Genomic DNA, 11280 nt, shown 5'->3' with positions numbered 1-11280 from the left:
TAGGCGTCCTTGAGGAAGGGCGGCCCCCAGGCACGCGTATCATCGCCGGTTCCCGGGCGCTCGACCTTGATCACTTCGGCCCCGAGGTCGGCGAGGATCTGGCCGGACCATGGCCCGGCCAGCACTCGCGACAAATCCAGCACCCGCAGATGAGATAGCGCGCCCATGGGCTGGCTCCTTATTAGTAGAAGGCCTGGATGCCGGTTTGTGCGCGACCGAGGATCAGCGCGTGCACGTCGTGGGTACCTTCATAGGTATTGACCACTTCCAGGTTGACCAAGTGACGGGCCACACCGAATTCGTCGGAGATGCCGTTGCCGCCGAGCATATCGCGGGCCATACGGGCAATATCCAGAGCCTTGCCGCAGGAGTTGCGCTTCATGATCGAAGTGATCTCTACCGCTGCAGTACCTTCATCCTTCATCCGCCCCAGACGCAGGCAGCCTTGCAGGGCCAGGGTAATCTCGGTCTGCATGTCGGCCAGCTTCTTCTGGATCAGCTGGTTGGCTGCCAGTGGGCGACCGAACTGCTTGCGATCCAGGGTGTACTGGCGAGCGGTATGCCAGCAGGCCTCAGCGGCACCAAGCGCACCCCAGGAGATGCCATAGCGGGCCGAGTTCAGGCAGGTGAACGGACCTTTCAGGCCACGTACATCCGGGAAGATGTTCTCTTCCGGTACAAAAACGTTATCCATGACGATTTCACCGGTGATCGAAGCGCGCAGGCCGACCTTGCCGTGAATGGCCGGAGCACTGAGACCCTGCCAGCCTTTCTCCAGCACGAAACCGCGGATATCGCCGGCATCGTCCTTGGCCCAGACCACGAAGACATCGGCGATCGGGCTGTTGGTGATCCACATCTTGTTGCCGGTCAGGCGGTAGCCGCCGTCGACTTTCTTCGCACGGGTGATCATCGAACCTGGGTCGGAACCATGATCAGGCTCGGTCAGGCCGAAGCAACCGATCCATTCGCCGCTGGCAAGCTTGGGCAGATACTTCTGCTTGGTTGCTTCAGAACCGAACTCGTTGATCGGCACCATGACCAGGGAAGACTGCACACTCATCATTGAACGGTAGCCCGAGTCGATGCGCTCCACTTCACGGGCGATCAGGCCGTAGCAAACGTAGTTCAAGCCGCTGCCACCGTATTGCTCAGGGATGGTCGCGCCGAGCAGGCCGACTTCGCCCATTTCGCGGAAGATCGCAGGATCGGTATGCTCATGACGGAACGCTTCCAGCACGCGCGGGGCCAGCTTGTCCTGGGCGAACTGATACGCGCTGTCACGCACCATGCGCTCTTCTTCAGTGAGCTGCTGGTCGAGCAACAGTGGGTCGATCCAGTTGAAGCTTGCTTTACCGGCCATGAGCGAATCCTCGAAAAATGGGACCAGAGTTGTTGTGCATTGATCCTAGGCCTGATCAACCGACGAGACAAACGAGGAATGCGCATAGTCTTGTGATAATTTCTCACTCCGTAACGAGAAAAAAGCCCATCCATACGCACCATTAGTGAGGTTGACGTACATGCGACGGAAGATCCCCAGTACCGCAGCCCTGGTCTGCTTCGAAGCAGCTGCCCGCCACGAGAGCTTCACCAAGGCCTCGCACGAGCTGTCCCTCACGCAGGGCGCCGTATGTCGGCAAATTGCCGGGCTGGAGGAGTTTCTCAATGTCGAACTGTTTCGCCGTTCGCGTCGCGGGGTAAAGCTCACCGAAGCCGGACTCTCCTACAGCCGCCGGGTGGCCACGCAACTGGATGCGGTTGAACGCGATACCTTGTCGGTGATGGGCCAACAGGGCGCCAACGTCATTGAGCTCGCCGTGGTTCCGACCTTCGGCACCCAATGGCTGCTGCCCAGACTGAAGGACTTTCAGCAACGTCATCCGGAAGTCACGGTCAACCTGACCAACCGCACCCGACCTTTCCTGTTTGCCGACACCCCTTTCGATGCCGCCATTTATTTCGGTGATGCCGATTGGTCCGGTACGCACTCCCATCGATTGATGGGCGAGAACCCGGTACCGGTCTGCAGCCCGGGCTTGCTAGGCGGAGCAGGGCATCTGGATGGCGAACAGATCGCCCAGCTGCCTCTGCTTCAGCAAACCACGCGCCCCTACGCCTGGCGCCAATGGTTCAACAGCCTGGAGATGAACGTTGCGCGCGACATGACTGGCCCGCGCTATGAGCTATTCTCGATGTTGGCACAGGCCGCCATGCACGAGATGGGTGTGGCGCTGATTCCACCGTTCCTTATCCAGCGTGAACTGGCAGAAGGGCGCCTGGTAGTGGCCAACCGGCACGGGTTGTCGAGCATCAAGGCGTATTACCTGATGATCCCGGAACGCAAGGTCGAGTCCGCCTCGCTGCGTGCTTTTCGCGATTGGCTGGTAGTTGAAGCCGAGCGCTACGCCGCGGCACACAAGGACGACAGCTATAACCTGACCCCGTAGTCAGCAAAAATGGAGCCCTACAGATGTACGTAAATGTCGCAATTTGCACAACTGTTTTGTCACCCCCTCCAGCACCTCTTAACCCTGCTGTTTATGCGGCCTTCACTGCATAAATCACGTTTTGATCAGCGCTTTCAGAGAATTCGGCGGAATTTTTTCAAAATTTACCGTAATCTCCCTGAAGCCCATAGTTTGCGGGCTTCAGGCCTGTTCTTGCGACATTCGGTCACAGGGTGACTTGTAGTTTGATTAGCGTCACCCTTCAAAATTGGTTGAAGCAATTCAGGAATCACCTGCAAAATGCCGCGCCCCGCCGGAATTCGGCGGGATCGTGCTGATCGGCCGCCCCAGAAGCACCATCCGCAGTGCACTGGTTTACCTACAAAAGATCACGCAGGAGATTTGACGTGCACATTGGTGTTCCACTCGAAACGCAGACGGGCGAAACACGGGTTGCTGCAACCCCGGAAACCATCAAGAAACTGATTGGTCAGGGGCATCAGGTTACCGTCCAGAGCGGCGCCGGCATCAATGCCAGCGTCCCGGACAGTGCCTATGAAGCAGCAGGCGCCACCATTGGCAGCGCTGCCGATGCGTTTGGTGCACAGCTTGTTCTGAAAGTTGTGGCTCCCGACGATAGCGAACTGGCCCAGATCAAGAGCGGCACCGTACTGGTGGGCATGCTCAATCCGTTCAACAACGACATCATCGCCAAGATGGCTGAAAGCGGCATTACCGCCTTCGCCCTCGAAGCGGCGCCGCGCACCTCCCGGGCGCAGAGCCTCGATGTACTGTCTTCGCAGGCCAACATCGCCGGTTACAAAGCGGTGTTGCTGGCGGCTCATCACTATCCGCGCTTCATGCCGATGCTGATGACCGCAGCGGGGACCGTGAAAGCCGCTCGCGTACTGGTTCTCGGTGCTGGCGTGGCCGGACTGCAGGCCATCGCCACGGCCAAGCGCCTGGGTGCGGTGATCGAAGCCTCGGACGTGCGTCCGGCGGTGAAAGAGCAGATCGAATCGTTGGGTGCCAAGTTCATCGACGTCCCTTACGAGACCGATGAAGAACGCGAGTGCGCCGAAGGTGTCGGCGGCTATGCCCGGCCAATGCCCGCCAGCTGGATGCAGCGTCAGGCCCAGGCCGTGCACGAGCGCGCCAAGCAGGCCGATATCGTCATCACCACCGCCCTGATTCCTGGGCGCAAGGCACCGACGCTGCTCAGCGCCGAAACCGTTGCGCAAATGAAGCCGGGCTCGGTGGTCATTGACCTGGCTGCGGCCCAAGGCGGCAACTGCCCGCTGACCGTCGCCGACCAGGTGGTGATCGAGAATGGCGTGACCATCGTCGGCCCGACCAACCTGCCAGCGCAGGTTGGGGCGGATGCTTCGGCACTGTATGCACGCAACCTGCTCGACTTCATGAAGCTGCTGTTCGACAAGGACAGTGCGCTTGTGATCAACCTCGAAGACGATATCGTCGCCGCGTGCCTGATGTGCCGCGACGGCCAGATCATCCGCAAGAACGGATAAGGAGCCAGACAATGGAAGACATGCTGATCTCTCACGGCGTCTATAACCTGATCATTTTCGTGCTGGCGATCTATGTCGGTTACCACGTGGTGTGGAACGTCACCCCGGCACTGCATACCCCTCTGATGGCGGTGACCAACGCCATTTCCGCCATCGTCATCGTCGGCGCCATGCTGGCTGCCGCGCTGACCGTAACGCCGCTGGGCAAAACCATGGGCACCCTCGCGGTGGCCCTGGCAGCGGTCAACGTATTCGGTGGTTTCCTCGTCACCCGGCGCATGCTGGAGATGTTCAAGAAGAAAGCCGTAAAGGCTGAGGGGAAGCGGTAAACATGAGCATGAACCTGGTAACACTTCTCTACCTCGTCGCCTCGATTTGCTTCATCCAGGCGCTCAAGGGCCTGTCGCACCCGACCACCTCGCGGCGCGGCAACCTGTTCGGCATGCTCGGCATGGCGCTGGCAATCGTCACCACCGTCGGCCTGATCTACAAGCTGGGCGCAGAGCTGGCCACTGACGGTATCGGCTATGTGATTGTCGGCCTGCTGGTCGGCGGCACCGCCGGTTCGATCATGGCCAAGCGCGTTGAAATGACCAAAATGCCCGAGCTGGTGGCCTTCATGCACAGCATGATCGGTCTGGCCGCGGTATTCATTGCCATCGCCGCAGTGGTCGAGCCGCAATCGCTGGGTATCGTTTCCAGCATCAGCGACCCGATCCCGACCGGCAACCGCCTGGAGCTGTTCCTCGGTGCCGCCATTGGTGCGATCACCTTCTCCGGTTCGGTGATTGCCTTCGGCAAGCTCTCTGGCAAGTACAAGTTCCGCCTGTTCCAGGGCGCACCGGTACAGTTCACCGGCCAGCACAAGCTGAACCTGGTCCTGGGCCTGGCCACCATCGGCCTGGGTCTGGTCTTCACCTTCACCGGTAGCTACAGCGCTTTTGCCCTGATGCTGATCCTGGCGTTCGTCATGGGCGTGCTGATCATCATCCCGATCGGTGGCGCCGACATGCCGGTGGTGGTGTCGATGCTCAACAGCTACTCGGGCTGGGCGGCCGCCGGTATCGGCTTCTCGCTGAACAACTCGATGCTGATCATTGCTGGTTCGCTGGTGGGTTCGTCGGGCGCCATCCTCTCGTACATCATGTGCAAGGCGATGAACCGTTCGTTCTTCAACGTGATCCTCGGCGGTTTCGGTGGCGCTACTGACGCCGGCGGCCCAGCCGGTGCGCAGGAAGCCCGCCCGGTGAAATCCGGTTCGGCCGATGACGCCACTTTCCTGCTGAGCAACGCCGACACCGTGATCATCGTTCCAGGTTATGGCCTGGCGGTAGCCCGTGCCCAGCACGCGCTGAAGGAACTGACCGAGAAGCTGACCCACAACGGCGTCACCGTGAAGTATGCGATTCACCCGGTGGCAGGGCGCATGCCTGGGCACATGAACGTACTGCTGGCCGAAGCCGAAGTGCCGTACGACCAGGTGTTCGAGATGGAAGACATCAACTCCGAGTTCGGCCAGGCCGACGTGGTGCTGGTGCTCGGCGCCAACGACGTGGTCAACCCGGCCGCGAAGAACGATCCGAAATCGCCAATCGCCGGCATGCCGATCCTTGAAGCGTTCAAGGCCAAGACCATCATCGTCAACAAGCGCTCCATGGCCAGTGGCTATGCGGGGCTTGATAACGAACTGTTCTATCTGGACAAAACCATGATGGTTTTCGGCGACGCCAAGAAGGTCATCGAGGACATGGTCAAAGCCGTCGACTAAGTCTTTGTCAGGCTGTGACAATTAGCCCCAGCGCGGTACCGGCTGGGGCTTTTTAATGCCCGGCCCGCCGACAGAAGGCTCTATTTCCTGGCTTCGCATTCGACCTTGGTCGCGGGACGCCGGGCTGCTAAATCACTAGACTGCGCATCTAGCTTTAGTAGCCTGAGATAACAATCCATGTACCGTGATCGTATCCGCTTGTCCTCCCTGCACAGCAAGGTAATGAGTGCGGCTGATGCCGCTGGCCTGATCGAGGACGGCATGACCGTCGGCATGAGCGGCTTCACCCGCGCCGGCGAAGCCAAGGCGGTGCCGCATGCACTGGCCGAACGTGCCAAGCAATCTCCGCTGCAAATCAGCCTGATGACCGGTGCCAGCCTGGGCAACGACCTGGACAAAGAACTGACCGAAGCCGGCGTTCTGGCCCGTCGCATGCCATTCCAGGTCGACAGCACGCTGCGCAAGGCCATCAACGATGGCAAAGTCATGTTCATCGACCAGCACCTGTCGGAAACCGTGGAACAGCTGCGCAACCAGCAACTGAAGCTGCCGGACATCGCGGTCATCGAAGCGGTTGCCATCACCGAGCAGGGCCATATCGTACCGACCACTTCGGTGGGGAACTCGGCCAGCTTCGCGATCTTCGCCAAACAGGTGATCGTCGAGATCAACATGGCCCACAACGCCAACCTGGAAGGTCTGCACGACATCTATATCCCGACCTACCGGCCAACCCGCACGCCGATCCCGCTGGTCAAAGTCGATGACCGCATCGGCAGCACCGCGATCCCGATCGACCCGGCCAAGATTGTCGGCATCGTCATCACCGAGCAACCGGACTCACCGTCCACCGTGTTGCCGCCCGATGATGAAACCCAGGGCATCGCCAACCACCTGATCAACTTCCTCAAGCAGGAAGTAGACGCAGGGCGCATGACCAACAAGCTCGGCCCGCTGCAGGCCGGTATCGGCAGCATCGCCAACGCTGTGATGTGCGGCCTGATCGATTCGCCGTTTGAAGACCTGACCATGTACTCCGAAGTACTGCAGGACTCGACCTTCGACCTGATCGACGCCGGCAAACTGAGCTTTGCCTCGGGCAGCTCCATCACCCTGTCGAGCCGTCGCAACGCCGACGTGTTCGGAAACCTGGAGCGCTACAAGGACAAACTGGTCCTGCGCCCGCAGGAAATCTCCAACCACCCTGAAGTGGTGCGCCGCCTGGGCATCATCGGCATTAACACCGCCCTTGAGTTCGACCTGTACGGCAACGTCAACTCTACGCACGTCTGCGGCACGCGGATGATGAACGGCATTGGTGGCTCGGGCGACTTCGCCCGCAACGCCCACCTGGCAATCTTCGTCACCAAGTCGATTGCCAAAGGCGGTGCAATCTCCAGCGTGGTGCCGATGGTCAGCCACGTGGACCATACCGAGCATGACGTCGATATCCTCGTCACCGAGCAAGGCCTGGCCGACCTGCGTGGCCTGGCGCCGCGTGAACGTGCACGGGTGATCATCGACAACTGTGTGCACCCTGACTACCGCGAGGCGCTGAACGACTACTTCACCCGCGCCTGCGAGAAGGGCGGCCATACCCCGCATATCCTGCGCGAAGCCCTGGCCTGGCACGAAAACCTGGAAGAAACCGGGCGCATGCTCGCCAGCTAAGCCACACAGTTTTCAGCCGGTGGTGCGCAATGCTCACCGGCTGAACAGTTGGCAACCTTAAGCCAGCATAAACTGTTCTACTGTACCGGTGTTTTCACCTCGATTTTCTCTCTCCGCACTCTCCCTTCGAGCAAAAACGCACCACTTAAGTGCAGACCAGTACAGTTACGCCTATTCGGAGTGCAACAGTGCCCTAAAACAGTTAACTGGCCCATCACAATGTAGGTGAACTGTATCTACTGTTATGGACGACAGAGGAGGATCATTGGCATCAGTTAAATCACTACCTAATGCCGCCACAAGCGGAAGGATGACATCATGGAACGTACCCTCAGTTCCGATCTGGTTTTCGAACGCTCCAACGAACAATCCAAGGCCGCGCTGCCATTGCGCCTGCTGGCCAACCTGATGCTGTGGCAACGTCGCATCGCCAGCCGCCACCAACTGGCCCGTCTGGATTCGCGCCTGCTGGCCGACGCCGGGATCAGCGAAGCACAACGCTACGAAGAGCTGAGCAAGCCGTTCTGGCGTTAATGCAGGGCTCGCCGGCCAAGGCCGGCACCTCGAATTCCGAAAACCCGTCGCAGGTCACTGCTGACGGGTTTTTTCGTTTGAAGTCGCGAGATAGAGCGGCTAAGAACACAACAGGTACAGTTTAAAAATAGTTATTTTTTATAGGTACAGTTGATAAATCTTGCCAAAACCTTGTCCAATTCGCAGACGCTGATCGCGTGATACCCTTAGGACACCCAGTCTGGTGAAAGTAGCGCAACCGGCTGAGCGTGCGTCTGACACAAAGAACCCGCTTCAACCAGGAGATCGACCATGTTCCGTACTCGCTTGTTTGGCGCCGCGTTGGTACTGGCTCTGGCTTCCACTGCCAACGCCACCAGCTTCGTCGTAACCACCGACACTATCGTTCGCGGCGTCGCGGCATCCACTGATGCCACCTCTGACGTATCCTCATCGTTCCGTGACGACAAAATCGTGCGCGCCGCCCGTGACGACGCTGCCAGCTTCGTTGCCAGCCACGGCGAGATCCGCGGCGTGAAGCTCGAAAGTGCCTTCGCCCACATCCGTCAGCAGGCGCCAAGCCTGCAGGCCAGCGACACACAACTGGCTCAGGCCATCCTGGCGCTCTGAGTTCGTCTGTTTCCGGCTTCAGCATGTAACAACATGCAATGAAGCCGGATGCCCTGCGCTGGTCCTTGCCAGCGCATTGGGATAGCCTTTGCCGTCTGATTCGCCAGCCTAACGAGACCCATGCGTTATCTGTCATTACTGTTGCTTGCGTTGTGCTGGACCGGTGCTGCCCAGGCCCTGGACCTCACCACCAACAATCTTGTCGTCAGCGGTTACGTCACCAGCAAGGTGACCTCGGCGCCCTTCGATCGCAAACTGCTGCTCAATGCCCAGGATGATGCCGCCGCGTTTGTCGCCAGCGACGGCCAGATACACGGTGTCCGACTGCAGGCCGCCCTGAGCCGGTTGCGCGAGACCCACCCCGAACTTGCTGTCGCCGACCTTGAACTGGCGCAGGCAATTCTCGTCCAATGATTACCCCCGTTCTTCCGGAGATGCTCCATGCGTAACCCGCTGATTGCCGCCACCCTTGGCCTTCTGTTGCTGGCCGATGTTGCTCAGGCACAAACCCTGGTGGCCACCAGCAACATCATCGTGCGCGCGTTTGGCCGCTCGCTCGACTTCACTTCCGATACCACCACCTCGATTCGCGACTCCAAAGTCGTCCGTGAAGCCCGCGACGATGCCGCCAGTTACGTCGCCAGCAGCGGTGAAATCCGTGGTGCGCAACTGGAAGCCGCCTTCGATACCTTGCGCCAGCGTGTTCCTGAAGCACGTCAGGCCAGCGATCAAGCCCTGGCTGAAGCCATTCTCGCCCTGTGAACACCCTGCGCGCCTGGTTGCTGGGTGGCCTGCTGACGCTACTCGGCAGCCCAGCCCTGGCCGAGCTGCAGTTGCAACTGCAGACGGAGGGGCTTGAGCCTGCTCAGCAGCGTGCCAGCCAGGCACTGCTGGATGAAGCCATGCAGGCGCTGCCGCCGAGCTTCAAGGCGCGACTGGATCGGCGTGTCCGGGTCAGCTGGAGCACGAAGATGCCTGAAGATGCCTACGGCCAGGCATCGCTGGTATCAACGCTCGAACTCAATCGCCGGCTGCTGCCCGACCTCACCGATGGCAGCGCAGCCAGCCAAAAAACCGCTCGCCCCCACGGCACAGTGCGCCAGGAGCTGCTGGCCACCGTGCTGCACGAGCTGACGCATATCTACGATCGCGCCCGCCTCTGGCAGGGCAGCGAACGGCGCCTGATCAACCAGTGCGCCCGGCATTTGAGCAGTCAGGGCAAGGTTGGCCTGCCTGAACAGTGCCGCGGGCAAACCGAACGGCGCTTCACCCTCAGCGATGATCCGCGCCTGCTCGACCTGGCCGGCTGGCCGCAGTATGTCGGCAGGCGAGGGGAGCGCGAACAACATAACCGTCAGGTAGCTCGCAGCCCCGACAGTTATGAGCTGAGCAGCCCGAAGGAGTTCATCGCGGTCAACATGGAGTATTTCCTCCTTGATCCGAGCTTCGCCTGCCGGCGGCCAGCACTGCAGAACTATCTGAAAGAGCACTTCGACTGGGCGCCGGAACATCCGGCCTGTCCGCAAGCGTTGCCGTTTCTCAATGCCGGTAATGATTTCGCCAAGGCGCCACTGGGAGAAATCGACCCGGAGCGCGTGTACGCCGTGGACTACCTGTTGGCCGAAGCCAACCAGAACTGGGTCAGCCGCTGGGGCCACAGCATGCTGCGCCTGGTCATCTGCGCCCCCGGACGCCCGCGCGGCCCTGACTGCCGGCTCGACCTCGACCAGCACTTGGTGCTGTCGTACCGCGCCTTCGTCAATGATGTGCAGCTATCAAGTTGGGACGGCCTGACCGGGGCTTACCCCTCACGCCTGTTCGTCCTGCCCCTGGCCCAGGTCATCGACGAGTACACCAAGACCGAACTGCGCAGCCTCGCCTCAATCCCCCTCAAGTTTGACCGCAATGAGCTGGAAAGCCTGGTGCGCCAGGCGGCCGAGATGCACTGGAGTTACGACGGCAACTACTACTTCCTGTCCAACAACTGTGCGGTGGAAACCCTCAAGCTGTTGCGCAGCGGCACCGCCAACCCGCGCCTGGCCGATCTGGACAGCATCGTGCCCAACGGCTTGCTGGAAGTGTTGCAAGGGCGCGGGCTGGCCGATGTCAGCGTGCTCGATGATCCCCGCGAGGCGCTGCGCCTGGGTTACCGCTTCGATTCCTACCGTGACCGCTACCAGGCCATGTTCCTGGTGCTTAAACAGCAGTTGCCAATCCCCCAGGACAGTGTCGAAGCCTGGCTGGATCAATCTGCCAAGCAACGCCAGCAATGGTTCACACAGGCTGATCTGCGCACCAGTGCAGCGCTGCTCCTGCTTGAGCAGGCAAGCTTGCGCAAGCAACTGCTGCTGGCCCAGGACGAGGTTAAACAGCGCTACCTGACGGGTCGGGCCGCGAACGATGCCAGCGTGGCCAAGGCCAATGGTACGCTGCAGCAGATTCTCGCCAACAGCGGTTTTCTCAGCCGGCCGGCAGAACTGCTGGGCAGCAGCGGCTACGGCTTGCCGCAGGCAGGGGAACGCAAGCTGTTGATCAGCGAGTCCAGCCAACGGCAAAAGCAGCTGCAAACGCTCAGTGCCGATCTGGACAAGGAAGTACGTGCGCTGCTCGGCCCGGCCAGGGCAGCTGAAATTGCCGCAGTGGAAGCCAACATCAAGCAGGTTGGCGAGCATTTGCGCGCCCTGCACAAGGCTGCGGGTGGCTTGCAGTTACCCTGAAC

The 11280-nt window shown here is 60.3% G+C and carries 12 protein-coding genes (1 of these 12 running past the window's edge); 10 read left to right on the top strand and 2 right to left on the bottom strand.

Features of this window, described 5'->3' with window-relative positions; all coding sequences use genetic code 11:
• Positions 1-167: the 5' portion of a CaiB/BaiF CoA transferase family protein gene (locus PSAKL28_RS00715; RefSeq protein WP_038605327.1), read on the bottom strand. The gene continues 1054 nt to the left of window position 1, outside the view; the window shows 167 of its 1221 coding nt (coding positions 1-167); it begins with the start codon at positions 165-167; its stop codon lies beyond the left edge, outside the window.
• A 14-nt stretch (positions 168-181) separates the two neighbouring features.
• Entirely contained in the window at positions 182-1363 is a 1182-nt protein-coding gene (locus PSAKL28_RS00710; protein ID WP_038605324.1) for an acyl-CoA dehydrogenase, read from the bottom strand.
• 160 nt (positions 1364-1523) lie between these two features.
• On the opposite strand from PSAKL28_RS00710, the gene PSAKL28_RS00705 reads away from it, so the two are divergent.
• The 10 genes from PSAKL28_RS00705 to PSAKL28_RS00660 all read left to right on the top strand — a co-directional run bounded on the left by PSAKL28_RS00705 (position 1524) and on the right by PSAKL28_RS00660 (position 11278).
• The gene (locus tag PSAKL28_RS00705) at positions 1524-2450 is read left to right on the top strand and encodes a LysR family transcriptional regulator (RefSeq protein WP_038605322.1); all 927 of its coding nucleotides are present in this window, start codon (positions 1524-1526) and stop codon (positions 2448-2450) included.
• A gap of 407 nt (positions 2451-2857) precedes the next feature.
• Positions 2858-3979, top strand: a complete 1122-nt coding sequence (locus tag PSAKL28_RS00700) for a Re/Si-specific NAD(P)(+) transhydrogenase subunit alpha (protein WP_038605319.1) — start codon at positions 2858-2860, stop codon at positions 3977-3979.
• 11 nt (positions 3980-3990) lie between these two features.
• Entirely contained in the window at positions 3991-4308 is a 318-nt protein-coding gene (locus tag PSAKL28_RS00695) for an NAD(P) transhydrogenase subunit alpha part 2 (protein WP_038605317.1), read from the top strand.
• A 2-nt stretch (positions 4309-4310) separates the two neighbouring features.
• Positions 4311-5747, top strand: a complete 1437-nt coding sequence (locus PSAKL28_RS00690) for an NAD(P)(+) transhydrogenase (Re/Si-specific) subunit beta (RefSeq protein ID WP_038605315.1) — start codon at positions 4311-4313, stop codon at positions 5745-5747.
• 177 nt (positions 5748-5924) lie between these two features.
• Positions 5925-7418, top strand: coding sequence for a succinyl-CoA:acetate CoA-transferase ScpC (gene scpC / locus PSAKL28_RS00685; RefSeq protein WP_038605313.1), 1494 nt, complete (start codon positions 5925-5927; stop codon positions 7416-7418).
• A gap of 318 nt (positions 7419-7736) precedes the next feature.
• Complete coding sequence (locus PSAKL28_RS00680; RefSeq protein ID WP_038605311.1) at positions 7737-7952, top strand: DUF1127 domain-containing protein; 216 nt, start codon at positions 7737-7739, stop codon at positions 7950-7952.
• Between the two features lie 291 nt (positions 7953-8243).
• A complete protein-coding gene (locus tag PSAKL28_RS00675) occupies positions 8244-8561 on the top strand; it encodes a DUF2388 domain-containing protein (RefSeq protein WP_038605309.1) in 318 nt (105 codons plus the stop codon).
• A gap of 120 nt (positions 8562-8681) precedes the next feature.
• Complete coding sequence (locus PSAKL28_RS26630; RefSeq protein WP_075226418.1) at positions 8682-8975, top strand: DUF2388 domain-containing protein; 294 nt, start codon at positions 8682-8684, stop codon at positions 8973-8975.
• A gap of 27 nt (positions 8976-9002) precedes the next feature.
• Positions 9003-9323 (top strand): DUF2388 domain-containing protein, encoded by a 321-nt coding sequence (locus PSAKL28_RS00665; RefSeq protein WP_038605304.1) that lies wholly within the window; start codon positions 9003-9005, stop codon positions 9321-9323.
• Complete coding sequence (locus tag PSAKL28_RS00660; protein ID WP_038605303.1) at positions 9320-11278, top strand: DUF7844 domain-containing protein; 1959 nt, start codon at positions 9320-9322, stop codon at positions 11276-11278. The genes PSAKL28_RS00665 and PSAKL28_RS00660 overlap by 4 nt, the downstream gene beginning before the upstream one ends.
• Positions 11279-11280: the final 2 nt, after the last annotated feature.

The sequence above is a fragment of the Pseudomonas alkylphenolica genome (genome assembly GCF_000746525.1).
Lineage (GTDB): Bacteria > Pseudomonadota > Gammaproteobacteria > Pseudomonadales > Pseudomonadaceae > Aquipseudomonas > Aquipseudomonas alkylphenolica.
This window is presented reverse-complemented; position numbering and strand designations above follow the sequence as displayed.

What these genes read in the sequence shown, in the direction of transcription:
- PSAKL28_RS00710 (WP_038605324.1), bottom strand. Translation starts at nt 1,363, where the DNA reads ATGGCCGGTAAAGCAAGCTTCAACTGGATCGACCCACTGTTGCTCGAC.
- PSAKL28_RS00705 (WP_038605322.1), top strand. Translation starts at nt 1,524, where the DNA reads ATGCGACGGAAGATCCCCAGTACCGCAGCCCTGGTCTGCTTCGAAGCA.
- PSAKL28_RS00695 (WP_038605317.1), top strand. Translation starts at nt 3,991, where the DNA reads ATGGAAGACATGCTGATCTCTCACGGCGTCTATAACCTGATCATTTTC.
- PSAKL28_RS00690 (WP_038605315.1), top strand. Translation starts at nt 4,311, where the DNA reads ATGAGCATGAACCTGGTAACACTTCTCTACCTCGTCGCCTCGATTTGC.
- scpC (WP_038605313.1), top strand. Translation starts at nt 5,925, where the DNA reads ATGTACCGTGATCGTATCCGCTTGTCCTCCCTGCACAGCAAGGTAATG.
- PSAKL28_RS00680 (WP_038605311.1), top strand. Translation starts at nt 7,737, where the DNA reads ATGGAACGTACCCTCAGTTCCGATCTGGTTTTCGAACGCTCCAACGAA.
- PSAKL28_RS00675 (WP_038605309.1), top strand. Translation starts at nt 8,244, where the DNA reads ATGTTCCGTACTCGCTTGTTTGGCGCCGCGTTGGTACTGGCTCTGGCT.
- PSAKL28_RS26630 (WP_075226418.1), top strand. Translation starts at nt 8,682, where the DNA reads ATGCGTTATCTGTCATTACTGTTGCTTGCGTTGTGCTGGACCGGTGCT.
- PSAKL28_RS00665 (WP_038605304.1), top strand. Translation starts at nt 9,003, where the DNA reads ATGCGTAACCCGCTGATTGCCGCCACCCTTGGCCTTCTGTTGCTGGCC.